Source organism: Flavobacterium sp. 90 (genome assembly GCF_004339525.1).
Taxonomy (GTDB): Bacteria; Bacteroidota; Bacteroidia; order Flavobacteriales; family Flavobacteriaceae; genus Flavobacterium.
In genome coordinates, this window is the sequence record NZ_SMGE01000001.1 from 2,948,154 (window position 1) to 2,973,488 (window position 25,335).

Annotated in this window: 24 protein-coding genes; 7 read left to right on the forward strand and 17 right to left on the reverse strand. The window is 32.6% G+C overall.

The genetic code is table 11. From position 1 onward, the window contains the following. Positions 1 to 245 precede the first annotated feature (245 nt). A complete protein-coding gene (gene gcvP, locus C8C83_RS12040; RefSeq protein ID WP_121328797.1) occupies positions 246 to 3,095 on the reverse strand; it encodes an aminomethyl-transferring glycine dehydrogenase in 2,850 nt (949 codons plus the stop codon). 135 nt (positions 3,096 to 3,230) lie between these two features. Between gcvP and C8C83_RS12045 the strand changes: the two genes are divergently transcribed. Continuing rightward, positions 3,231 to 4,037: a hypothetical protein gene (locus C8C83_RS12045; RefSeq protein WP_121328798.1), complete on the forward strand. Its 807-nt coding sequence runs from the start codon at positions 3,231 to 3,233 to the stop codon at positions 4,035 to 4,037. A 372-nt stretch (positions 4,038 to 4,409) separates the two neighbouring features. Here the strand turns inward: C8C83_RS12045 and C8C83_RS12050 are convergent, their stop codons facing one another. Next, positions 4,410 to 4,808 (reverse strand): DUF1090 family protein, encoded by a 399-nt coding sequence (locus tag C8C83_RS12050; RefSeq protein ID WP_121328799.1) that lies wholly within the window; start codon positions 4,806 to 4,808, stop codon positions 4,410 to 4,412. A 158-nt stretch (positions 4,809 to 4,966) separates the two neighbouring features. On the opposite strand from C8C83_RS12050, the gene C8C83_RS12055 reads away from it, so the two are divergent. The 3 genes from C8C83_RS12055 to C8C83_RS12070 all read left to right on the forward strand — a co-directional run bounded on the left by C8C83_RS12055 (position 4,967) and on the right by C8C83_RS12070 (position 7,261). Next, on the forward strand, positions 4,967 to 5,404 hold the full coding sequence (locus tag C8C83_RS12055) for a hypothetical protein (protein WP_121328800.1): 438 nt from the start codon (positions 4,967 to 4,969) through the stop codon (positions 5,402 to 5,404). Positions 5,405 to 6,075: 671 nt separating this feature from the next. After that, on the forward strand, positions 6,076 to 6,624 hold the full coding sequence (locus C8C83_RS12065; RefSeq protein ID WP_099709585.1) for an inclusion body family protein: 549 nt from the start codon (positions 6,076 to 6,078) through the stop codon (positions 6,622 to 6,624). Between the two features lie 88 nt (positions 6,625 to 6,712). Next, positions 6,713 to 7,261 (forward strand): AidA/PixA family protein, encoded by a 549-nt coding sequence (locus tag C8C83_RS12070; RefSeq protein WP_121328801.1) that lies wholly within the window; start codon positions 6,713 to 6,715, stop codon positions 7,259 to 7,261. On the opposite strand, the gene C8C83_RS12075 is transcribed toward C8C83_RS12070, so the two are convergent. The 7 genes from C8C83_RS12075 to C8C83_RS12105 form a co-directional block, all read right to left on the reverse strand. Further along, a complete protein-coding gene (locus C8C83_RS12075) occupies positions 7,254 to 7,709 on the reverse strand; it encodes an SRPBCC family protein (RefSeq protein WP_132011758.1) in 456 nt (151 codons plus the stop codon). The two genes, C8C83_RS12070 and C8C83_RS12075, sit on opposite strands and share 8 nt — an antisense overlap. Before the next feature lie 98 nt (positions 7,710 to 7,807). Further along, positions 7,808 to 8,212 carry a hypothetical protein gene (locus C8C83_RS12080; protein WP_121328802.1) on the reverse strand — a complete coding sequence of 135 codons (405 nt, stop codon included), beginning with the start codon at positions 8,210 to 8,212 and terminating at the stop codon, positions 7,808 to 7,810. After that, positions 8,209 to 9,120, reverse strand: a complete 912-nt coding sequence (locus C8C83_RS12085; RefSeq protein WP_121328803.1) for a TIGR01777 family oxidoreductase — start codon at positions 9,118 to 9,120, stop codon at positions 8,209 to 8,211. The genes C8C83_RS12080 and C8C83_RS12085 overlap by 4 nt, the downstream gene beginning before the upstream one ends. A 1-nt stretch (position 9,121) precedes the next feature. Next, positions 9,122 to 9,943, reverse strand: a complete 822-nt coding sequence (locus tag C8C83_RS12090) for a hypothetical protein (protein ID WP_121328804.1) — start codon at positions 9,941 to 9,943, stop codon at positions 9,122 to 9,124. 36 nt (positions 9,944 to 9,979) lie between these two features. Continuing rightward, positions 9,980 to 10,720 (reverse strand): DUF2071 domain-containing protein, encoded by a 741-nt coding sequence (locus tag C8C83_RS12095; RefSeq protein ID WP_121328805.1) that lies wholly within the window; start codon positions 10,718 to 10,720, stop codon positions 9,980 to 9,982. Between the two features lie 366 nt (positions 10,721 to 11,086). After that, complete coding sequence (locus tag C8C83_RS12100; RefSeq protein ID WP_121328807.1) at positions 11,087 to 11,452, reverse strand: hypothetical protein; 366 nt, start codon at positions 11,450 to 11,452, stop codon at positions 11,087 to 11,089. Positions 11,453 to 11,520: 68 nt separating this feature from the next. Next, positions 11,521 to 12,024, reverse strand: coding sequence for a MarR family transcriptional regulator (locus C8C83_RS12105; protein WP_099709576.1), 504 nt, complete (start codon positions 12,022 to 12,024; stop codon positions 11,521 to 11,523). Between the two features lie 346 nt (positions 12,025 to 12,370). Here C8C83_RS12105 and C8C83_RS12110 point away from each other — a divergent pair, with 346 nt between their 5' ends. Next, on the forward strand, positions 12,371 to 12,784 hold the full coding sequence (locus C8C83_RS12110) for a DUF1842 domain-containing protein (RefSeq protein ID WP_121328808.1): 414 nt from the start codon (positions 12,371 to 12,373) through the stop codon (positions 12,782 to 12,784). A gap of 182 nt (positions 12,785 to 12,966) precedes the next feature. Next, on the forward strand, positions 12,967 to 14,802 hold the full coding sequence (locus C8C83_RS12115; protein WP_121328809.1) for a hypothetical protein: 1,836 nt from the start codon (positions 12,967 to 12,969) through the stop codon (positions 14,800 to 14,802). Positions 14,803 to 14,882: 80 nt separating this feature from the next. Here the strand turns inward: C8C83_RS12115 and C8C83_RS12120 are convergent, their stop codons facing one another. Then, on the reverse strand, positions 14,883 to 15,542 hold the full coding sequence (locus tag C8C83_RS12120) for an ElyC/SanA/YdcF family protein (protein WP_121330030.1): 660 nt from the start codon (positions 15,540 to 15,542) through the stop codon (positions 14,883 to 14,885). Positions 15,543 to 15,695: 153 nt separating this feature from the next. Then, positions 15,696 to 17,723: a M3 family metallopeptidase gene (locus C8C83_RS12125; protein ID WP_121328810.1), complete on the reverse strand. Its 2,028-nt coding sequence runs from the start codon at positions 17,721 to 17,723 to the stop codon at positions 15,696 to 15,698. A gap of 226 nt (positions 17,724 to 17,949) precedes the next feature. Between C8C83_RS12125 and C8C83_RS12130 the strand changes: the two genes are divergently transcribed. Further along, complete coding sequence (locus tag C8C83_RS12130) at positions 17,950 to 18,618, forward strand: hypothetical protein (RefSeq protein WP_121328811.1); 669 nt, start codon at positions 17,950 to 17,952, stop codon at positions 18,616 to 18,618. 77 nt (positions 18,619 to 18,695) lie between these two features. On the opposite strand, the gene purE is transcribed toward C8C83_RS12130, so the two are convergent. The 6 genes from purE to C8C83_RS12160 all read right to left on the reverse strand — a co-directional run bounded on the left by purE (position 18,696) and on the right by C8C83_RS12160 (position 25,325). Then, on the reverse strand, positions 18,696 to 19,178 hold the full coding sequence (purE, locus tag C8C83_RS12135) for a 5-(carboxyamino)imidazole ribonucleotide mutase (protein ID WP_121328812.1): 483 nt from the start codon (positions 19,176 to 19,178) through the stop codon (positions 18,696 to 18,698). Between the two features lie 75 nt (positions 19,179 to 19,253). Further along, entirely contained in the window at positions 19,254 to 19,466 is a 213-nt protein-coding gene (locus C8C83_RS12140) for a hypothetical protein (protein WP_132011759.1), read from the reverse strand. A gap of 56 nt (positions 19,467 to 19,522) precedes the next feature. Continuing rightward, the gene (locus C8C83_RS12145; protein ID WP_121330031.1) at positions 19,523 to 20,683 is read right to left on the reverse strand and encodes a 5-(carboxyamino)imidazole ribonucleotide synthase; all 1,161 of its coding nucleotides are present in this window, start codon (positions 20,681 to 20,683) and stop codon (positions 19,523 to 19,525) included. A gap of 444 nt (positions 20,684 to 21,127) precedes the next feature. Further along, positions 21,128 to 21,703: a hypothetical protein gene (locus tag C8C83_RS12150; RefSeq protein WP_233566058.1), complete on the reverse strand. Its 576-nt coding sequence runs from the start codon at positions 21,701 to 21,703 to the stop codon at positions 21,128 to 21,130. Continuing rightward, the gene (locus tag C8C83_RS12155) at positions 21,704 to 23,800 is read right to left on the reverse strand and encodes a TonB-dependent receptor (protein ID WP_121328814.1); all 2,097 of its coding nucleotides are present in this window, start codon (positions 23,798 to 23,800) and stop codon (positions 21,704 to 21,706) included. Between the two features lie 253 nt (positions 23,801 to 24,053). Next, positions 24,054 to 25,325 carry a sorbosone dehydrogenase family protein gene (locus C8C83_RS12160; protein ID WP_121328815.1) on the reverse strand — a complete coding sequence of 424 codons (1,272 nt, stop codon included), beginning with the start codon at positions 25,323 to 25,325 and terminating at the stop codon, positions 24,054 to 24,056. Between the last annotated feature and the right edge of the window lie 10 nt (positions 25,326 to 25,335).

Below are 25,335 nucleotides of genomic sequence, written 5' to 3' on the forward strand. Positions count from 1 at the left end.
AAAATACTATGCATGCATATAATTATGAAATAATAATTATTTGTTGGATATATTGTTAATTTTCTAACGAATTTTTATTTTTATCGAGATTTCAAACGTTTGAGATTAACGGCGACGAAAAAAAATATTTCATCAAAATATTTTACAATGTTACAGAAAATCAGAAAAACTTTAAGAATGTTATAAAAAAAATAAAACCCGATAACTGAATCGTCATCGGGTTTGTTCTATAAAATAATATAAGATTAATTTTCCATGTAAGCTTCAATAGGAGCACAGCTACAAACTAAGTTTCTGTCACCATAAGCATCATCTACACGACGAACTGATGGCCAGAATTTGTTTTCAGCGATATACTCTAATGGGTAAGCCGCTTTTTCTCTGGTATAAGGGAAATCCCAAGAATCAGTAGTTAACATTGCCAATGTATGAGGTGCATTTTTCAATACATTGTTTTTATCATCTGCTGTTGAAGCTTCAATTTCTTTTCTGATTGAAATAAGAGCATCACAAAAACGATCTAATTCTGCTAAATCTTCAGATTCAGTAGGTTCAATCATTAAAGTTCCTGCTACAGGGAAAGAAACTGTAGGAGCGTGGAAACCGTAATCCATCAAACGTTTTGCGATATCACCAACTTCGATTCCGTTTTCTTTGAATGAACGACAATCTAAAATCATTTCGTGAGCCGCTCTTCCGCATTCTCCTGTATAAAGAATTGGGTAGTGTCCTTCGAAACGTGCTTTCATATAGTTAGCATTTAAAATCGCATGTTCTGTAGCACTTTTTAATCCGTCGGCACCCATCATTGTGATGTAACCGTAAGAGATTAAACATACTAAAGCAGATCCGTAAGGTGCAGATGAAATTGCTGTAATTGCTTGTTCGCCGCCTACTTTAAGGATTGGGTTGGTTGGTAAAAACGGAACTAGTTTTTCGTTTACACAAATTGGTCCAACACCAGGTCCACCACCACCGTGAGGAATAGCGAATGTTTTGTGTAAGTTTAAGTGACAAACGTCAGCACCAATCGTAGCAGGATTTGTTAATCCAACTTGCGCGTTCATGTTTGCACCATCCATATATACTAATCCGCCATTGTCGTGGATTAATTTAGTAATTTCAATAATCGAAGATTCAAAAACTCCGTGAGTCGAAGGATAAGTTACCATTAAACAAGATAAATCATCTTTGTGCTCAATAGCTTTTTCTCTTAAATCTTCTACGTCAATATTTCCTTCAGGAGTCGTTTTAGTTACGATGATTTTCATTCCGGCCATAGCTGCAGAAGCAGGATTTGTTCCGTGCGCAGATGAAGGGATTAAACATACATTACGGTGACTATCACCTCTTGATAAGTGGTAAGCGCGAATAGCCATTAAACCTGCATATTCTCCCTGAGCTCCAGAGTTTGGTTGTAACGTTGTTCCGGCAAATCCGGTAATTACATTTAATTGTTGCTCTAATTTTTTAAGCATCGTGATATAACCTTCAGCTTGTTCTACTGGTGCAAATGGGTGAATGCTGTTCCAGTTTGGCATTGATAAAGGCAACATTTCCGAAGCTGCGTTTAATTTCATCGTACAAGAACCTAATGAAATCATCGAATGATTCAATGATAAATCTTTACGCTCTAATTTTTTGATGTAACGCATTATCTGACTTTCTGAATGATGATTGTTAAATACATCATGCGTTAAGAAAGGCGATGTTCTTTCTAATGAAGAAGGTAACTGACTTGCAGTAGCTAATTCAGAAACAGTGAAAGTTTCTTTTCCTAAAGCCTCAGCAAAAATGGCAATAATTTGATTGATGTCAGTAATAGAAGTTGTTTCGTTGAACGAAATAGAAATCGTATCAGCATCTACATAGTAAAAGTTTACTTCGTTTTTCTCAGCGATTGCTTTTACTTTTTGAGCATCTGCTTTAACTAAAATAGTATCAAAGTAAGCGGTATTAGTTTGGAAAACTCCTAATTTATTTAAGGCTTCAGCAGTAGTAACCGCCGATGCGTGAACTTTGTTTGCAATATATTGTAATCCTTTTGGTCCGTGGTAAACTGCATACATTCCTGCCATAACTGCTAATAAAACCTGAGCAGTACAAATATTTGAAGTTGCTTTTTCACGTTTAATGTGTTGCTCACGAGTTCCTAAAGCCATACGTAAAGCGCGGTTTCCGTTTACATCAATAGAAACTCCAATAATACGACCTGGCATAGATCGTTTGTATTCATCTTTAGTTGCAAAAAATGCAGCGTGAGGACCACCATAACCCATTGGTACACCAAAACGTTGTGTAGTTCCAACAACAACTGCAGCTCCCATTTCTCCCGGAGAAGTTAAAGCAGCAAGTGATAAAATATCTGCAGCAAAGGCAACTTTGATTTCGTTTTCTTTTGCTTTAGCAACAAAAGCGCTATAATCATTTACCTGACCATATTTTCCCGGATATTGTAAAATGGCTCCGAAGAACTCATTAGAAAAATCAAAGTTTTCGTGGTTACCAACAACTAATTCAATTCCAATAGGAGTTGAACGTGTTTGAAGGATTGATAAAGTTTGTGGTAAAATTTCTTCAGAAACGAAGAATTTATTTGTATTGTTTTTCTTTTGATCACGTGTACGAACGTCAAATAACAAAGCCATAGCTTCGGCAGCAGCAGTTCCTTCATCAAGTAAAGAAGCGTTTGCGATTTCCATTCCTGTTAATTCGATAACAGTAGTTTGGAAATTTAAAATTGCTTCAAGACGACCTTGAGCAATTTCTGCCTGATAAGGCGTATAAGCTGTATACCATCCTGGATTTTCGAAGATATTTCTTTGAATTGGAGCAGGAACGATAGTTGGATGATAACCCAAACCAATATAAGATTTGAATACTTTGTTTTTCTTGCCTAATTCCTGAATATGATTTGCGAATTCATATTCTGTCATTGCAGGATCTAAGTTTAACGGTGCTTTTAAACGAATGTCGTCCGGAAGGGTTTCATAAACAAGTTGTTCGATCGATTCAACTCCAATAGTTTGTAACATGTGTTGAAGATCTGTTTCTCTTGGACCAATGTGTCTTAAAGCAAAAGCATCTGTTTTCATATAGTTGTAATAGTGTTGTTTTTTTGTCGCGCAAAATTAAGTATTATTAATAATTTAATTAGCATTTTTAACTTCATTTTTTATGAAATTTACAACTAAAGAGTTGATTTGTTAATAATTGATTAGATTTGAGGTATGATAGTATCAAAACGCATCTTAGATTTTTACCTGAATAGCAGTATTCATGTGGCTTTATCGTGTTACGCTCTTGTGCGAATCACATTTCATGTGTTTCATATTCAATATGATGAGCCAATGGCGCTCTTCGTTTTTTTTGGAACAATTGTGGGGTATAATTTTGTTAAATATGATGCCTTAGTTCGCGTGCAACAAAAACCAATCGGAATTCAGCTGAAAATTATTGCTGTTTTAAGTCTGATTTCATTGTTTTTGGTTGGTTATTATTTTTTCCATTTAAAACGAATTACTCAAATTGTCTCCGTTGGAATATTTGCTATAACAGCACTTTATACACTTCCGTTTTTTCCAAATAAAAAAAATGCCCGAAATTGGGCAGGCGTAAAAATTTATATAGTTGCGCTTTGTTGGGTAGGAGCAACGCTGGTTTTGCCTCTTATAAATGCCGAAGTTTCATTAACGACCAACTTTTTTGTAAAATGTATTCAGCGTTTTGTTTTGGTATTTGTTCTGATTTTGGTTTTCGAAATTATTGATTTGGCAAACGATGATCCGCATTTGCAAACCGTTCCTCAAACTATTGGCGTAAGGCGAACAAAAATTTTAGGTTTTTCACTTATGGTTCCGTTTTGGGTTGTTGGGATATTGACATTTGATCTTCATGATCTGCTTATAAATTTAATAATGGTCATCACTTTGATGCTTTTTATAGCATTTGCAAATCCAAATCGTTCTAAATATTATACTTCTTTCTGGGTCGAAAGCGTTCCAATTTTTTGGTGGCTTATGATTGTTTTTCTTTAGATTACGTTTAGTTTTTTGGGCGTGTTCGCCGAAAAAGGCGAACCGGGCTTTCGGCTATATCTTTTATTCCGCTCCGCTTCATAAAAGGATACCGCTTCAATCCCTCACGCAAACTGTAAATCAAGAAATTTTATTTTCAAAATTTAGTTAAGGGAATATATATAATTAAAAGTTATATCATAAAGATGCAAAGGTTTTGTCATTTCGACGGAGGAGAAATCACACTAGAAACTCCTCAAAGAAAATCACTAATCTTTGTCGAGCTTCTCACGGAGATTTCTCCTCCGTCGAAATGACAAGATTGCCTTTAAATATTGGGACTTTGTCAAATTAATTTATAAAATCCGCTAAATCCGCGAGAGAAAAAACAAACTATTTTGTTTTTTGCTCCGCAAGAGCTTTATTCAAATCAGCTTTAGCTTCAGCTAGTTTCTTTTTTTTCTTGTCGATTTTTTCTGTGCTTTCCTGATCTTTAATCGCTTTGTTCAGATCGTCAGTTCTCTCCTTAACTTTTTGTTGCTTTTCTTTTACTTTTTTGTCAAGGTCATTGTTTACTGTTTTTGTTGTACAGTTTTTTTTGGTTTGAGAAATAGCTTCTTCAACTCCTTTAATCTGACTTTGATTACCTGCTTTTTTTGCTGCCGTTAATTTGATATTTAGTTCACATAACTTTCTTTCGCAGCCTTTTAAATCATTGCAATTACTTTGTGCAAATCCCATAAAAGTAAATAGGAAGAAAGCTATCGATAAAATTTTAGTCTTTATTTTCATGAGTCTGTTTTTAAAAGAAGATTAGTACAATCCTCTAAAATAGCTAAATTTTCTAACTAATTCTTTCTTTTGAATCAGTTTTAAGTTCGGTTTAACTTTTCAGAAATATCATTTTATCCTAATAAAATTAAAAACTATATTTGAAAATAAATAACCACATGGAAAAACAAATTTCTTTTTTTGGATTCAAATTCACGAACACACAGTTCATTGTATTCTTTATTTGTTGGATGATTTTTCTAGGTTTTGTCTGGCCATTAATAATAGGATCTTATCGTTTGATGTCTATTTTTGTATGTGCATTTTCCTTTATTTTCGCTGCTCTTTTCAATAGATTAGTGGCATTGATCATTCTGGCATTGGCTTTTATAAATGGATCACTTGTCAGATTCTATCAGAAATTCATGTTGGTTGTTATTGCTATTTTTGCCACATTAATTTATAGCATTTGGATTCCTATGAATTTCTGGATTTATATGGCACATCTTGCAATTAATATTTTTTCAATCTTTTTAATGTATAGAATGTTTTATAAAAGAAACGATCAGGATGCATTAGATGAAGTTATAATTTTTGATGATCAGGATAATGATTGAGTTTTAAAACTAAAGTAAATGGGTTTCAGGAACTTCTTTCAAAACCTTATTTCGTTCCGGCAGAAAATTAAAATACCCAAAAACTCTCCAAATATCCCAAGCGGAATTACAATAATGCAATTTGTCTTTCATTATTGTAATTCCGTTTTTTTCTTCAAAAAAATGTTCATGTTTGAAGAATTTGTAGATTGTTGATGTACATCAATATTTCTTGCAGCGTCCAAAACGATTTGTTTTAACGCTTTTGTTTTTTTTCTATTATTAAACCGTTAGTTTTTTGTAAATAACTCATCTTTAGTTGTTTGATTTTTTATGCTGCATTTTTTTGCGAGAATAATCTCATGACTTGTTTTATTTGTTTCATGACCAAAAATCTTTTTCCTGTAGCATTTTTTTTACGAAATCAAAATATCAGATATAGCTTTGGTATAGAAAATAAGAACATGCTAGCTACAGTTATTTTCCACTATTTATTCCAGGATGTTTGTTAAGAAACTGATTTTAAGTTTTTATAATAATTTAAAATTCTTTTTTATAAAAATACCCTAAATAAACAACAAACCAAAAAAGTGGAGCAGAACCCACCTAAAAAAACGAACTGTTTCGTACAGAAAAAAGCGAAGGCGAGACCTGAAAAGCCTTATGAGTAGGGAAACAAATAAATTAATATCATGACACAAAGTGCAGCAGCCTCATCGGCACAGATTGATATTCTTGTCGTAATAGACACAGAATATATTAAAAATAATTTTCCTGCGAATTCAGACCCTAATAATCCACAGGGAATAAATCACAATAGTCAATATATGATATGTTACAGTCCAAGAGGGATTGTTTCAGGTCAAGGTACAGCAGATTTAAGTTTTAGAGCTAATGCTGGGGATTATGTATCTTTTAGAGGGACATCAATTCAACAAAATTCTGATGATTCTGTAATTCTTTACGGAATTAAATATTGGAACGGAGATCATGTATTTAATAATTTTACAACTGATATCGTTACAAGAAACAGAGCAGTACAGCCTAATCCAGATCAGGCAAATGGTATTCCACCGGTTCAAACCGTTCAAAATTTCACTAGCTACGATTCTAAAATAGCTAGAGGAGGAACGGAGAATTTTTACGTATATATCGCTGTTTATACCTTAGCAGGTGATGGACAAACACAACAATTATACGGATATTATTACTGGGATCCACAAGTAGTTGTACCGGCTTAATTTTTAGTACACCTTAATTTTATAAAACTTATTGAAAAACACGAACTAATTTTTTTGTTCGTGTTTTTTTAATCTAAAAAACAATTAAATGGAAACATCTCTTTTAGTTACCAAACAAGCTACTTATGAAATTTTGATTGTTATTGATACAGTTTCAATTAAAAGTAAATATTCTATTAATGATATAGATGAGCCAATCAAAATTAATAAGGCTAATTATTATACGATTTATAGAAAAAACAATGAACATGATTCTGTTCACGGGATTTACATTGATTGTAAAAAAAATGATAAAATCATTATTTCAGGAATTTCTATTGACGGAGATTCGTCAGATGCGATTATTCTCAATGAAATTCAAAACTACAAATCAATGAAAAAGAAGATTGTTTCATTAGAGCCAATTTGTGTGTCTAAAAATACGGTTTACAATATCGAAAACGATGATAACAAACTGTCAGTTGAAAGTGAGGAACAAAATTTTATATGGTTTGAATCTGCAATCTCTGGTTTTGGTAAAAGTAAAATTAAAATAAGCTTCTCGTTGTATTATTTAAATTCAGATGGTAATCAACAAGATTTGTATGGCCATTTTTGGTTTCCTTTGGAAATAAAATTTTATAATGCCGCTAAATAGTTTTTTCTGAAACTTCTTTTAGAATCTTATTTCGTTCTAAAAGAAAGTTAGTAAGATGCTTCTCTAAAAATAAAATATCAAAAAGTTCTCCGAATATTCCAAACGGAGTTTCATATTCTAATTTGTCTTTCATGATTGTAATTCCATTTCTTTCTTCAAAAAAATGTTCATGTTTGAAAGATTTAAATTTTCCTTTTTCCATTTCATCCACAAAATAATCATAGAGATTCATTGCCGTAATTCGGCTTTTGTGTGTGAGATAAAATCCAAAATGTTTACCTCGCCAAGTTACTGTTTCGTTTAAATTTATTAATCCGGATGTAATTCCTGCAATTGCCTTTTCTTTTGAAGGACTTGCAGATTGCTGATGAATATCAATATTTCTTGATGCATCAAAAACGATTTGTTTCGGTGCTTTTATTTTTGTTGTAAGGTTAATTGTTGTCATTGATTTTTGTTTGGTTTTAGGAAAACTTGTCATTTCTCCTCCGTCGAAATGACAAAAAACGCAATTTTAGCTGTTTTTGTTTTCAGACGAATTGAAAATTATAATTCTTCTTCCTCATAAAAATTTAAATTAAACAATAGTCCACAAATAATCGATGAAAGTGAATACGATACAGCTATAAAATACCATAACATACCACCAATGAAGGCTGTAGTTATAAAAACTCCAATTACAGGTATTGTGATTAAAAAGGCTTTCGAATATAAAATTGGAAAATCTTTTTTAGCGAGAAAGTTGTAAACAAAAGCATATACAATATATGTTGGTGCCGAAAAGATAAGACTAACTATAAAAACTACTGGAAACATTCCTAATAAACCAATCGCTTGACTTGGATAAAAAACAGGAATAAAGGCAATTATTTGAGAAATAACCGGACCTATTATCAAACTAAAAATCCATTGTTTGAACAAATAACTCCAATCTATATTTTGTGTTTTCATTTGTGTAATAAATTTTGAAATGCATTATCAATATCTCCAAACTTAAATTTAAATCCATTCTCTAAAAGTCGTTTCGGAATCACGTTTCTACTTTTTAAAACCAATTCGGTTTCTGTTCGAATGAAGAAAGATCCAATTTCCAGAAGAATACTATTCATCGGAATTCCGAAAGGGAAGCCAACTGCTTTTCGAAGTTTTTTCATAAAGTCAGTATTTCGAATTGGTTCAGGAGAAACGATATTAATAACGCCGGTAATTTCTTTTTGAATAATTAAATCAATTGCATTGGCAAAATCTTCTTCATGAATCCAACTTATGAACTGATTTCCTTTTCCTTGTTTTCCGCCAAAACCAATTTTAGCTAAAGTCTTTAACGGAATAAAAGCGCCGCCATTTTTGCCTAATACTATTGAAGTTCTCAAAGCAGTTTTTAAAGTATTTGGAGTTTCGGTTTTAAAGAATGCTTTTTCCCAAGAAAGCGCAACATTGATAGAAAAATCGTTTCCAATTTCGCCATCTGTTTCATCCATTTGTTTGTCTAATGAAAAACGATAAATAGTAGAAGTTGATGAATTCAGCCAATGTTTAGGCGGATTTGTACAATTTAAAACAGCTTTGTTTAGAATCTTTGTACTTTCAATTCTAGATAATAAGATTTCTTTTTTATTCTTTTTTGTATAACGACAATCAACAGATTTTCCTGCGAGATTAATTAAAACCGTTGCATTTTCTAATTCCTTTTCCCAACCCGAAAAAGTTTTGGCGTTCCAGTTTACATATTTGATTCCCTCAACGGTTTGAGATTTTCCTCTGGTAAGAATTACAATTTCTTCAAATTTATCTTTGAAATGATTGATTAGAACTTGCCCTAAAAATCCTGTTCCGGCTGCAATTATGAGTTTTTTCATTTTATAAATTTAAAATAAATAGTAAAGCAATGATTCGATAAAGTGCCCAAGTGAAACATAAATAAAAGGGAAGTTTTAGAATTTTAACTCTTCTAAAGTGTTCTGCAAACATTATGAAAACGGTTATTCCGAACCAACCTAAAATAAAAATTTCCGGAACATTAATAAATTGATTAAGAATTAAGATTGGTGTCAAAATTAAAGATCCCATTAAAGAAATAGTCATTAAATTTCCGGTATAATTGATAATTGTTTTTTTGTTCATTTTCAAAAGAAATAAACTTTGAAACACAATTTGTCCAAATGCTAAAATGAATTCTCTTGTAATATTTGATTTTGGCAAATTGGGAATCAAATTAGAATATTCAAATAAAATAAAACTCGTCAGCGTTAATGCAAAACCAATAAAAAGGAAACGATATTTATAATTATAATCCGGAGTACATTGCAATTTGTTCTCTTTAATGTTTCCACCAGGAATAATTACTTTTCGATTGTAAGAAACAAAAGAATACAATTTTTTCAAGATGAAATGAATAGGTTTTATTGTTGCAATTTTTTCAATTAATGGAAAAGAAAATCCTATAACTTTTATTAAACTATCAATTCCGTAAATAACGGTTTTAGTTTTATTATCTACCAAAGCAATTTCGTTTGGTGCGCGTTTTAAATCCACAAAAGTTTGTTCTTCTTGAGATAATTCACAATAAGATTTTCTTCCGTTTTCATCAAGCATTCCACTTTTTACAAATCCAGTTGTATACAAACTGCAAAGCGGACAATCTTCATCATAAAGTAAAGTTTGATTTTCGAGCGTTTTCATAATTCCTTTTTTTTAGATTAATAATAACTTGAAGTTTTAATCGTAAATTTCTTCGAGCGTAAAAACATTTTCCAGTTTTCGTTTGTTTTGCACGCTGATTTTAGATCCTTTTGCTAAGAAAACAGAAATAGGATTTTCGGTTTGTAAAAATTCAAAATCTCGTCCGTAAGTTTTCTTAAAGTCAATATCAACGTTATAGTTCAAAACCTCAAATTGTTCCCATCTCGGATGTTGAACTTCATATTCGAAACTGGTTTTTTCGTCAATTTTTGTATAGCCAAAATAATGTTCCGTTATAAATTCAGCTTCAGAATCGATAGCGATTTCTATTGGATTTTTTTGAGTTTCTAATTGAATTGTATTCCACTTCTCTTTGTTTTTCCATTGATAAACAAAAGTGTTTGAGTTTTCATTTTCAATGATTTTATGAGTCATTTTTTGAGTCTCATAATGTTCCTGATACAAAGTATTTGCAATAAAAGTAATAGCGCTTTTAGGAACAATTTCTTTGATGAAAACTACGCCGCGTTTCCATTCTCCGTTTTCGAAACGTTTTACATAGAATCTCAAATTGACTTCTTCGAAATCGATATGAAAAGGAACTTTAATTTCTAAGACTTTTGTGTTTTTGAACATGAAACCAACCAAACTCACATAACATTTGTTGTTCCATAAATCTATTTCAGTACCAATTGGGACGTATTTTTCTAAGATTTTAGCATCAACTTCATAATTGAAAAGTGCTAAGTTTTTCCATTCAGCTTTTAAGAAGTTCATAAGTGTGCTTTTTTATAGGTTATTGTAGAAAAATAGACTGCAAGTATTGGCGGAATTATAAATAAGATGAAGTAGATGAAATCAATATTAAAAATTAGACCGTTAACAAACCATAGGAGAAAAAAGAAAACTACTCCTTTTATGTAATACTGCAGATTTTTGTCACTAGGTTCGTCGATTAACATTTTTATTCCAAAAATCACCTGAAATAACCCGGTAAGCATTGTAAATAATAAACCAGAGCCGGTTAAATTGCCACTTTGTTCATTAGTAATTAATCCAATTGAAATAAGTAATATGGGGAAACCAACAAAAAAATAATTAAGGTAATTTATAGCTTTCATAACGAGGTTGAAATTAGATTAGTTAATCAATTTTTATTTTGTCAAATCCTAAGTTTTCGTATTTAAGTAATATTTTATAAAAATAAATAGCAGTAATATTTGGAATTATAGTTACAAAAGCGACTTGTAAAAAATCGTTCCACATTATAGTATGGAAAAATGAAAATAGTATTATGGCATTAAGAATCGTGATAATCCAATATGTTCTTATTTGGTTTTTGATGGAAACATTATTTGGTTTTGAAAAAATCTTTGTAGTTAAAAAGATTGCTGTAAGTATTTGAATAATTGCAAGAAACGCTTGTCCAACGAATCGTAAATAACAAGTTAGATAAAAGAGAAAACAGAGTATAAGGGCAAAGTTGTTTAATTTTTTTATAGTTTTCATAATTATTGATTATTTTAAACTTTCAGAAAAAAATGAAAGTTTTGATTAAATTTTTTTAGTTTGATGTTTTACTTCATAATTTTCAGAACCAAACGTCCCAACCAGTTTTCATTGAATTCTGTCATTTTATCCAGCATATTATCTGCTTTTAAAACAAAGTCATACAATTTAGTCGTTTGATCTACAAAGTGTTTTTCTTCAGCCGAATCTTTTGCTTCAATCGTAGAAACTTCTTTTAAGATTTTAAGAGCAGGTTTAATTTCTCTTTTGCTTCTTTCTCGGGCTATTTTAGAAGCCAATTCGTCTAAATCTTTTTCGGCAGTAAAAAATTCTCTTCTTTCTCCGGCTTTGTATTCTTTGTAGACGATTCCCCAATCCATTAAAGCTCTTAGATTCATGCTGGCATTTCCGCGCGAAATTTGCAATTCCTCCATAATGTCTTCCATAGAAACAGCTTCGTTCGAGACCATTAATAAAGCATGGATTTGTGCCATGGTTTTATTAATTCCCCATTGAGAACCTAATGCTCCCCAGGTTTGTACGAACTTATTTTTTGCTTCTTTGAATTCCATGGATCAAATGTAAGTAAAAGTTTTTAAACTTTCAAAAATAAATGAAACTTTATTATTTGAAGCTTTATTTGTTTTTTAGAATTTGCGAAAAACAGGTGTTTTTACGTACAAGATTTTCCTGTGTCATTCTTTATCTGTTTCATACTCAATAATTTTGGTTCTGTAACATTTTGTAAAAAACGCCTTATTTTTTGATGTAGTTTTGAAATAGAAAATAGCCCAAGAATGTGTGTTAAGACGTTTTTGAACTATTGATTACTAATTAATTATGTGGAGCAGAACCCACTGAAAAAAACGAGGCGGTACCGAAAAGCCTTATGAGTAGGAATCCTAAATCAAAAAAATTATGTCAGATTTATTAGCAGGTGCTTATTTAGCACAAGGCACAATTGGAAATGTTGGAACGCCAGGTGCTCCAATCGCAAAATTTAGTTTAGTAGTAGTACCATCACAACATTCTGTGACAGGTACAGTTGTAATTACTCAAGCTATACAAGGTCCTGATAGCCATATTGTTGTTAACGTAACAGGAAAAATATATGGAGCTGGAATTGGTAAGTTTACACAATTGGTGAGCCTTCACGGGGAATATGTTCACTCTGTTGCTCCACCGAAAATTGGTTCTTTTTTAGCAAAATTTGATGCTAATTTAGCAATCGATAATGCATGGAACGGAATAGGAGGTTTTTCATACTACCAACATAATGTTGAAAACGTACCAGTTACAGCAGCGAAAAACTTAAAAGAAGAATTAGTTTAGAAATGAATTTTTCCCAAAAACAAATTCAACAGGATAACAAAACTTGCAGACTCGATTCGAGTTTTGATTTAAAAGATCGCCTGTTTTAGGCGGTCTTTTTGTTTTAGATTGTCCTGAAAATTTGAACTTCAAACTATTCGGAAAAAGAAACAAAAGAAACAATCCCCTTAACTACATAAATCATGAAAAAAATAAATATAAAAACGATTGCTGCGTTTATTGCAGTTTTGACTGTCCTTTTTTTTGGATGTAAAAAAAGTGATGTATTAGCGAGTAATGATTCTGACTATGAATACCTGCCACAAGATGTACAGGATTCTTGCAGTGTTACAGAATCTGAATTTAAGTCCTGGTTTAAAACAAAAGAAATTACAGAAAACGGATTAGTTGAGCCTGCAAATAGTGTAACATTCCCTCATAATAACAATTGTGATTTTTATAAATGGTCAGAACAGATGTTTTTATGGATTACCTCACCAACTTCTAGTGGTTCATATAAAAGTGGAGGAACTGTAATGGAATCTCCTGTGTTTTATAATGTTTCGGCAGCTGATAAAAACGGAAATCGTGTATTGACTCCTCATACTCCAAATACTATAATGAGTGCGGTAGGTAATATTGAACAAACTGGACCAAATAGATTACCGATTGTGTTTGATAAAAGCGGGAAAATGTTTGAAGTAGAACCTCAAGAGAAGAATGAAGCCGTTAAAGATGCTGCAAATAAGTCTGTTGTTGTAGGTAAAATAGTTGCCAATGCCAATGGATTACATTCTTTTGTAGATATAAAAGGCAAAGTAATTTCAAGTCCTAAAGCAATAATTGCTGGTAAAGTTCATCCTGAAAATATTGTACAGGAATTTAAAGAGGGAAATAAAACGATTCTTCTTGACTCAAAAGGAAATATAATTGATACAGAGCAAGGACAGGCGGGTTCTAGCGGAGCATTAGTTGCGAGCAATAATTCATTAGTTTATTATATAACAATGGTAAATGATGTTTATGCTTACTTCTTGACAGGTATAAAAGATAAGACATTAAAAGCAAAAGAATTTCCAACTACAGCGGCTGCACGAGATAGTATTCTTGCTTATGCAAAATTGAAAGGTTTTGCAACACCACCAGACCCGGATGCTTTGGCAATGGAATTAAAAACATCTTGGGTTGAAGCTAAGGATTTGCCAAATGCAGAAACTTATGTTACAATTAAAGCTAAAGTTCCGGTGTATGACAAGACAGATCCTAAGCTTTGGAAATTAACAGATAAGACAACAGTAACAACATTAGCATTGGTTGGAATGCATGTGGTAGGAAGTGTTGCTGGGCATCCTGAAATGATTTGGGCAACTTTCGAACATCTAAAAAATGCACCAAATACAGCATATTCATACACAGATGTTAATGGTAAAGTAAAGCAAGTAAAAGGAGATACTGGTAAAGGATGGCTTTTTAATGATAATGCAAATGATACTGTAGGAGGAGAAAATATCCAGAATATGACAGTAGTTAATGATACACTTAATACTGATGTAATTAAAATTGTAAATCCTGCGCTTAATAGTTCTAAAGTCAGAAGAATTATGGCTTGGGGTGTTGCCTCAGATACTATACCAAATGCAGAAGATAAAACGCCTGCAAATTCTAATAGTGAAATCATCTCTATTAATAATGCGGTACGCAAAATGTTGGTTGGTAACGATATCAGGAAAAATTATTTACTAATAGGTGCAACCTGGACTTTTGGAGGTGTTGTGCCAGATGGATCATCATATCCTTATGGTAACGGAAAACCTGGAGCAGCAATTGGTACCGGACGATTAGCAAACACTACTATGGAAACCTTTTTTCAGGCACCGAGCTCGAATGCAGATCCTAGCAGTGGTAGTAGAGCAGTTACTTCTTGTCTATATTGTCATGGTTATTCACTAGATCCAAGTACTAAGAATGGGATAAGTCATGTATTTAGCGATATTCGTGCATTGCCTACAAATATGAAGAATTTACCGAAAATAAAATAAGTTACTAATTCAATAAAAAAGCCAGTACTAAATTTAGTTACTGGCTTTTTGCTTTTATATATTTTATAATAAAAGGTTGTTTATCGTTTATCTTCTTTAGAATAATTTGAAACGCCATTAATATCAATTGAATTTCCTAAAAAACGAGGTTCACGATTTCTTAAAACATCCAAAAAGGATTTAAAAATAGAACCGTATTCTCTAAAAGTAACATATTTATAGCCTCGATATTCTCCATTGTTAGCAGAATAACCAACTGATTTTATTCCAAGCTTTTGTCCGATGTAAATTGCGCGGTTTAAATGGTATTCCTGAGAAATTAAAGTTGCCTTTTTTATTTTGAAAATATGCTTCGCGCGATACATTGTAGAATATGTATCAAAACCGGCGTAGTCAATAAAAATTTTGGTGGTATCAACTCCGTGATTGAAACAATAATTTTTCATAACGGTTAATTCATCATGTTCGTCACGGCCATTATCTCCCGAAAGAAGAATTTTATTGATTCGGTTTGCCTTATATAATTGAATTCCGGCATCTAATCGGTCTTTTAAATATTTACTTGGTTGGTCTCCGTTGATTCCTGCACCAAAAATAATTCCGACATCATTTTTAGGGAATTTTTTAATCGAATAATAAATGTGTTTTTTGGTCGAAGATTTAACGTAATAATTTACGGAAACAATAGCAACTAATCCAATAATTGCAAGGTAAAGGAAGGTTTTAAAATATTTTTTCAAAATAAATTTTGTAAGATTAAGATTTAAAAACACGAAGATAGTTAAATTTATATTCAGAGAAAGTCAAATAAAAAAACCGAAGTTGAAATACTTCGGCTTAGTTTAAAATTTATTAGTGATTGAAAATCTAAAATCTACAATCAGAAATCTGAATTATAAAAGTCCCGCTCTTTTTAATAAAGCCTCAGGTTTTGGTTCCTGACCTCTAAAGCGTTTGTATAAAATCATCGGATGTTCTGTTCCTCCTTTTGAAAGTACATTGTCTTTGAATTTTGTCGCTACTTCGTGATTGAAGATCCCTTTTTCCTGAAAATATTCAAAAGCATCAGCGTCTAATACTTCAGCCCATTTATAGCTGTAATATCCGGATGAATATCCACCTTGAAAAATGTGAGAGAACGCCGTACTCATTGCATTTTCTTTTACATCAGGATACAATTGTGTATTAGCAAATTGTTCTGTTTCGAAAGTTTTTAGATCTGTAATATGGGTTGGATCTTGTCCGTGCCAAGCCATATCTAATAATCCAAAACTTAATTGACGTAAAGTGGCTAAACCTTCCTGGAAACTTGCACTTTCTTTGATTTTCTGTACATATTCAATCGGAATAATTTCTCCCGTTTCGTAATGATTTGCGAACAAAGCCAAAGCTTCCGGTTCGTAACACCAGTTTTCCATAATCTGACTTGGTAATTCTACAAAATCCCAAAAAACAGAAGTTCCTGATAAACTTGGATAAGTTGTGTTTGCTAACATTCCATGTAAACCGTGACCAAATTCGTGAAATAAAGTGGTTACTTCATTAAAAGTTAATAATGAAGGTTTTGTTTCGGTTGGTTTTGTAAAATTACAAACGTTCGAAATATGTGGTCTTTCGTTTACGCCATCTTTTATAGATTGATGTTTGAATGAAGTCATCCATGCACCGTTTCTTTTTCCTTTTCTTGGGAAGAAATCCGCATAGAAAATAGAAACCAAATTACCATCAGCATCTGTTACTTCGTAAGTTGTAACTTCTTCATGATATTTATCAATGTCAAAAACTTCAGTAAACGTTAATCCGTATAGTTTTTTGGCAACTGTAAAAGCGCCATTTAATACTTTTTCTAATTGAAAGTAAGGTTTCAGTTTTTCATCGTCTAAATTAAAAAGCTGTTGTTTTAATTTTTCAGAATAATAAGCACCGTCCCATTTTTCTAATTGTTCGATTCCGTCCAGTTCTTTGGCGAAAGCCGTCAATTCAGCAAATTCTTTCTGAGCAGCAGGTTTTGCTTTAGCCAATAAATCATTCAGGAAAGAAAAAACTTTCTCCGGACTTTCGGCCATTCTTTCTTCCAAAACAAAATGTGCATGCGTTTTATAACCCAGTAAATTGGCTCTTTCGAAACGCAATTTGGCAATTTTCAAGACATTTTCCTGATTATCGAATTCATTATTCTGAAATGATCTTGCTCCAAAAGCGATCGCCATTTTTTTACGCAATTCACGATTATCAGCGTACGTCAAAAACGGAACATAACTTGGATGATCTAAAGTAAAAATCCAACCTTCTTTTTCCTGATTTTTAGCCAATAATCTCGCTGCTTCAATAGTTCCTTCCGGTAATCCGGCTAAATCTTTCTCGTTCGTCAAATGCAATTCGAAAGCATTGGTTTCCGCCAAAATATTCTCTTCAAATTGTAATTTTAATTTCGATAATTCTTTGTCGATTTCTCGTAGTTTTTCCTTTTTGTCTTCAGGAAGATTAGCTCCATTTCTAGAAAAACTTTTATATTTTTTATCTAAAAGTGTAGTTTGTTCCGGATTTAAATTTAATGTTTCTTTTTGATCGTAAACCGTTTTTATTTTAGCAAATAAAGCTGCGTTTAATGTAATGTCATTTCCATATTCAGATAATAAAGGCGAAACTTCCTGAGCAATTTTTTGCATTTCGTCGCTCGTTTCAGCCGAATTCAAATTGAAGAAAACACTTGAAAGACGATCTAAAATATCACCAGAAAAATCCATTGCAACAACAGTGTTTTCAAAAGTTGGTACTTCTGGATTGTTTACAATTGCATCAATTTCGGCTTTAGCCAAAGTAATTCCTTCCTGAAAAGCCGGGAAATAATCTTCGATTTTAATTTGCGAAAAAGGTGCTGTGTTATGTTTAGTTATAAATTTTGAAAGTAAAACGTTCATTATGATATACTATTTTTTATTAATTGAAGTCAAATTTTTGAATTCCAAAGATAGCAATTTATAAAAATGTAATCGTCTAAACCAAATCGATTCTCGGCATAAAATCCTCTTAAATTGTGTTATAGATATGTTATTTATTTCTGTGCTGATTTTTAAAAACGTAAATTGAAAAAAATATGATTAGAGTTATAAAATACTAATCAGAAATTGTAAAAACAGAAAAACGATGAATTATCAAATTGCAATAAAGAGAATAGATACGGTTAACGAAGTAGAAGGGTATTGGTCTGACGAAGATTTTGTTCAGCTATTAGAAAAATTCAATTATCCTGACGGAGCAACAGCGGATAAAAGTAGTTTGCCGGAATTATTAGAAATGGCAATATCGGATTACGAACCTAATGAAGCTGCGGAAATAGTCTTGAAATATAAATTTCCTGATAGATTAACCGACGGACAAATCGAGCAAATTGCACACAATATGTTAATTGATAAAGTTTGTGAGGAATATCCTGAAATAGACATGCAAGGAACTTTGTTTCATATTAATCAATTACTTTTTAAAGCTTATAATGGGAAATTTCCAAATGCAAAAGCTTCTATTGTTCATTTTTCGATGACTCCAATTGAGGGTGAAGCACAAAAGCTGACAGCCGAAAATGTGTTGAAATTATTGAACAAAGGTTTGTCTGATAGAAATCTTATCAAAAGATTGTTTGAAAATCAAATGTCACAAAATATTCCGTTTCCTGAAGCTGAAGCTATTATTTGGGAATTGACAACAACAGACGATATAAATTATAGTTTGGTTACTTCAGAAAATTGGATCAATAAGGAAGATATAACAGAATATGAATTTGAATCTGTTCTAGAGGAAATCGAAGACGAAGCATAATTTTAGTTTTCAGTTACAGTTTTCAGTCACAGTTTACATTGAAAACTGCGACTGAAAAGTGTGACTAAATATAAAAACTATTTCAAACCTTCAGATGCTTTATTAACTGCTGCTTTCAATTCTTCTTTATAAGAAATAATCGTATCAAGTACTTTTTTATCGTGACTTCCGATGATTTGTGCTGCTAAAATTCCGGCATTTTTTGCTCCATTTAAAGCAACAGTTGCAACAGGAACTCCGCCCGGCATTTGAAGAATCGATAAAACCGAATCCCAACCATCAATAGAATTGCTTGATTTTACAGGAACTCCAATTACAGGAAGTGGCGACATCGAAGCAACCATTCCAGGTAAATGTGCAGCTCCGCCCGCTCCAGCAATAATTACCGAAATTCCGCGAGTATGTGCATTTTTACTAAAATCAAATAATTTCTCCGGCGTTCTGTGTGCCGAAACGATATCTACTTCAGTTTCAATATTGAATTGTTTTAATATGTCGATGGCATCTTGCATGACTGGCATGTCAGAGATACTTCCCATTATAATGGCTACTTTGCTCATGTGTTTTTTGTTTTGTTTCAAGTTTCAGGTTTCAAGTTTTTGTTGAGACTGAAATATAAAAGTTGTTTGTTAAGACTATTTTGTGGTTTTGTAAATAACGAATGTAATTATAAAACCTAATGCAATTAATAATAATGTTAGAATTAAGAATCCAATGAAACTTTTAATTCTCTCACCAACATATTCATTTTTATCGGTAAAAGTTTCAAAGTAAGTTTTAATTAAAGATGGGCTCTTGCCTGCCTTTGAAGTATTATCTAGTAAATCTAAAAAATCAAGAAACCTCATTTGCTATACTTTTGATTCAAGTTATTAAGATTGTAAACTGTGACTGCGACTGATAACTATATACTAATTACTCTAATCGTATTCTTAACTTCTTCTGCGATTTTTCTGGCTTCTGCCATATCTTCATTTACAATCGTAACGTGACCCATTTTTCTGAACGGACGTGTTTGTTTCTTTCCGTAAATATGTGGCGTAACACCATTCCAACCTAAAATGGTTTCGATATTTTCATAAACTACATCTCCGGAGAAACCTTCGGCACCAACTAAATTTACCATAATTCCGGCAACTTTACTATCTGTATTTCCTAACGGAAGATCCAGAATCGCACGCAAATGATTTTCGAATTGAGATGTATAACTTGCTTCAATAGAATAATGTCCTGAATTGTGTGGGCGAGGAGCAACCTCATTTACGAGAATGTCATCATCATTGGTTTGGAACATTTCAACTGCCAAAAGACCAACGTGATTAAATTTCTCCGAAACATTCAAAGCAATTGCTCTGGCTTTTTCGGCAACTTTTTCGTCGATTCTGGCAGGGCAAATTACATATTCTACCTGATTAGCTTCCGGGTGAAATTCCATTTCTACAACCGGATATGTTTTAATTTCGCCTGACGGATTTCTTACTACAATAACCGCTAATTCATTTTTGAACGGAATCATTGTTTCTGCAATACATTCTACATTTGGTAAAGCATCTAAATCAGAAGCCTGACGAATTACTTTTACGCCATTTCCGTCGTAACCAAATTCAGTACATTTCCAAACGAAAGGCAAATTGATTGTAGATTGTTGATTAACGATTTCTGATTTTAGATTTTCGAGATTCTCAAATCGTTTAAAAGGGGCAGTTGGGATATTATTTTTTGCGTAAAATTGTTTTTGAATTCCTTTATTCTGAATTCCTTTTAAGGTTTTAGGAGATGGATATATTTTTAAACCTTCGTTTTCTAATTGCGTCAAAGCTTCAAGGTTAACCAATTCGATTTCGAAAGTCAAAACATCGACTTGTTTTCCAAAATTGTAAACGGTTTCATAATCCATCAAATCGCCTTGAAAGAATTTATTGCAGGCAATTTTACTCGGAGCTTCGTCGCTTGGATCTAAAACATAAGTTTGTATATCAAATTTTCGAGTGTCAAACAAAAGCATTTTTCCTAATTGTCCGCCACCTAATATTCCTAATTTAAAATCAGAAGAAAAATAATTCATTGTAGTTGTGTTTTTGCAAAGATACTTTTTAATCTTTTTTTTGCCATGATATGGAGTAAGATTATTTTTTTTGCCACGAATTTCACTAATTAGCTCGAATTTTTTTAGTGTTGATTTATAAGATTTTTTCATCTGTGGCTAAAAGTTTAACCACAAAGTGCGCAATCCCGATAGCTATCGGGATCGCAAAGTTTGCAAAGGTTTTTAGTTGAGGTTATAAATAACAGTAAAGAACACAAAGCGGTATGTTGAAATTTTACGGGTTAAAAATTCGAGCTAATTTGTGAAATTCGTGGCAAACTTTAGAAAAAAATCTTTTGAATTCTTTTAATCTGTGGCTAAAAAAACAATCACAAAGTCTATAATCACAAAGCCTTGCGAACTTCGTGTTTTCTCAACATAATATAAGATAAAAAACTTAGCGTGCTTTGCGGTAAAACTAATCTACTTTTCTATTTTCTTCAAAACTTCTTTTGCGACAGCTTTATAAGCGGCGGAATGATCTCCGTAATCTTTGTTCAGAATAATTTGCAGTTCAGGATGAATCCAGTCGTAGTGATTTCCTAAAATATACAAAGTTCTTATCGAATATGCTTTTGTAGCAACTTTTACATCATTTATAAGCCAGTCAAAAGAGGCTTCGATACAATCTTGAAGATTAGTTTCGGAAAATAGAATACTATTTTCGTCTTTCTTATAATGTGATTTTACAAGAAGCTGAACGACTTTTGCAATTGGGCGAATGGAACTTTCATCTTTTAAAATTTTCAAATTCGAACAGAAAAAATCAAGATGAGGTTGCAGCCAAATCAATTCTTCATAAGATACAAATTCTAAAATCCAACACGCTTTATGATTGTTTTTGTCTAATGGCGAAAAACAAATCGAAACCAATTCTTTAAATAAAGACGGATTTTCTAAAACATCTTGCGCGACCATAAGACGGTTTTCTCTATAAGCTTTTAGATAATTGAGTTTAGATTGTAATTCAGAAGACATTTTATCGGGTTTAATAGACATCTAAAATAAGTAATTTAGCGAAATAGTTCCGTAATAATTTACCGGAAGTCCCGGATAATAATATCGTGGACCTGAATTTCCGACCGCAACCGCATTGGGTAAAATCATCGAAGCATATTTTTCATCGAAAAGATTATTAATGCCAAAAGCTAAATTGGTATTTAAATTTGGAAGGATTTCAAAACGATAACCAGTTTTTAAATTGATGATAGAATAAGAATCTGAATAAGCAGAATTGGCATCGTTCAGCGGAATTTTATCTACAAACTGAAAATCGGCAGAAAAATAAATGCCTAAATTGGTGTTTAAAGTTATTCCCGCATTTACTTTATTTGCGGCGACTCCGGTTAGTTTATTTCCGGAATAATCATTTCCGTTATCCACAAAATCTTTAAATTCATATTTGCCCAAAGAAGCTCCAATAAAAGAATTCAAAGTGAAAAAACGATTAATGAACCAATTGTGTTTTGCCGAAACTTCGATTCCTTCATGAAAAGTTTTTCCGGCATTTATACCTTCATATTGATCGTCTCCAATTCTTTTGGCTACTAGTAAATCTTTAATTTCCATTCGATAAACGGCAAATTCAGTATAAAGATTTTTATTGAAGAAATAGAATTTCCCACCAACTTCAAAATTATAGCCGCTTTCAGGTTTTATATTCGGGTTTATATTTCCCGTACTTGTGAGAGTTTCTTCGGTTGCAGGCAATGAGAATCCTCGACTTGCTGAGAAATATAATGTTTGTTCGGGATTTGGTTTATAAAGAAAAGACAATTGTGGCGAAAGAATTCCGTCATAACTATATTTTTCTGTTGCCGTTTTTTGAGGAAGAAAGTTTGTGAGTTCAAAATGAGTTTCGTTGTAATTTAATCCCGCCTGAAACTCAAATTTTTCAGAAAGTAAAGTTCTGATTTGAGAAAAGATATTATAGAAATGTCTCTTTTGATCTGTTTCTGTTAATTGATTTCCTTGTAAACTTCCTTGACCTTTATTGGTTTTGTATAGATTTTCAAAAGTATTTCCGCTATAATTATCTGTGAAATATTCGATTCCGGCAATAAACTGATTTTCGATTTTATTAATTTTAAAGTTTCCTGAGAATTGCGTTCTGGCGCCGGTTCCAAAAGTATATTGGCGTAAAATATCAAAAGGTCGTGGTTCATTACTGTCTTTATAATTTACAAAAACTGAAGTTGAATTACTCAGATTATCATTGATTTTAAAATCATAAGCTAATCCTGCCAATGTCGATTTGTATTCTTTGAATCCTTTAGACGCAACCCAGGTTGGAGCGCCCAATTCCGGAGTAGAATCAAAAATTTGTTTACTAGTAGAACTCGGAATAAAAGCTTTCAAATATGTATAATTCGAAAAATAAGTAAGTTTGCTGTTTTTCTTTTTAAACAATTCTCCGACAAGCGTTATTCCTTCCCGATTGTAAGCGCTGTTTTCTCGCCATCCATCGGTTTTTAAATTGTGATAACTGATGTTTAAACTTCCTTGTTTTTCTGTGAGACTATAATTTAAAGTATTTTTCAGTAATCCAAACGAACCAAAAACGGTACTTATTCCCGCAGTTTGTCCATTGTTTTTTGAAAGCTGAGGTGAAATCAAAATCGCGCCACCCAAACCTGCACCATAAATACTCGAAAGCGGGCCTTTTATTACTTCGATTTGACCAATGTTTTCCAAGTCAATATCATCGATTACAGTTTCACTATTTCCAGAAGTCAGCGGAATACTGCCATAAAAAGCTCTGATTTTATTCGTTCCGTAGGGAGTTCTTGCGCCAATTCCGCGAATCGAAATTCGGGTTGTCGTGATATTCGAAGATTGCATAAATACTCCGGGAATTGTATTGATTACCGTGCTAATATCTGTAGCGTTATTTTGCGTCAGCTCTTTTTTGGATAAAATTCCTATTGAAGCGGGCGCATTCTGTAAACTATCATTAATATGTAGGGAACTAATAACAACTTCTTCCAGTTTTTCTGTTTGAAGAGAATCAACAGGTTTGCTTTTCTGTTCTTGTGCAAAAGTGTTTTGAAACACAATTACGACAAGAATAGGAAAGCAGTATTTTTTTAGAATCATAAAAGGGTTTGTTGGTCGGTTTTGTGCTTAATTGTTTAAGGAAATATAGAAAGCGAAAATTTTTTTACCGCAAAGTTCGCTAAGATTTATCTCGTATATTAGCTTTAGCAAACACAAAGTTCGCAAAGCTAGTTCGATACAATCCCGATAGCTATCGGGATTGCGAACTTTTCATTTTTATAAAAATAACAGAAATAAAGCTTGGCGAACTTTGCGGTAAAATGAATTCCTATAAAATTGGAATTTATAGACGTTATTTATTCGCAGTAACTTTCCAAATTGTATTTCCGCTATCGTCATTCACAAGAAGCGATCCGTCTTTCATAACAGTTACTGCAACCGGACGTCCATAAACTTCAGCTGTGTCAGCGTTGGCAACAAAACCGGTTAAAAAATCTTCAGGTTTTCCGGAAGGTTTCCCATTTGCAAACGGAACAAAAAGAACTTTATAACCTGATATTATCGAACGATTCCAAGAACCATGTTGTCCTACGAAAGCGCCATTTTTATATTTTGCAGGAAAAGCATCTTTGGTATAAAAAGCCAATCCTAAAGAAGCCGTATGAGAACCAACAGGAACATCTGGAACAATAGCTTTGGCAACTAAATCTTTGCGTTCGCCTTTTAATCTTGGATCAGGATTGTTTCCATAATAAGAATATGGCCATCCATAAAATCCATTTAATTTTACACTCGTAATATAATCCGGAACTAAGTCGTCTCCCAATTCGTCGCGCTCATTTACGGCCGTCCATAACTCCTTATTAACAGGATTCCAATCCATTCCCATTGGGTTTCTAAGTCCATCTGCATAGATTTTTTCGCCAGTTCCATCAGGATTAATTTCTAAAATTGCTGCACGACGTACTTCTTTATCCATTCCGTTTTCTCCAACATTACTTCCAGAACCAACAGCTACATAAATTTTCGTTTCCTCAGGATTGGAAATTATATTTCTCGTCCAGTGATTGTTATATCCTCCGGCAGGAAGTTCGACAATTTTGACACCTTTTGTTTCTAACTTTAGCGGCGCATTTTTATAAGGATAACGGTATAAACCATCCGTATTGGCGACATAAAAGAAGTCTTTTAGAATTAGCATTCCAAAAGGTCTGTTCAGGCCTTTTAAGAAAACTTCGCGAGTTTCAAATTTTCCGTCTTTATCCGTATCGCGAAGAACTATAATTTGATTTTTGCTAGTTCTTGTTCCGCTTTCCACAACAAAAATATCATTATTAGGTCCAATATAACTCCAACGTGGATTATCAAAACCATCGGCAAATTTTGTCACCGTAAATCCTTCCGGCGCTTTTGGTGTTTTGCCTTCCGGCCAGCCAAGTACCTTACTGTTTTTTGTTTTTGATTCTGTGGCGTATGGTGCAGGCAAAGTAAGATCGCCAATCGCCGTTTTTACAACTACCGAAGGCTGTTTTGAGATTGTTTCTTTCTCCGCTTTTGATTGTCCATTGCAAGCTGTTAATACAATCAAAAAGGATATGGATAATATATTTGAAACGGTTTTCATAATGGTTTGG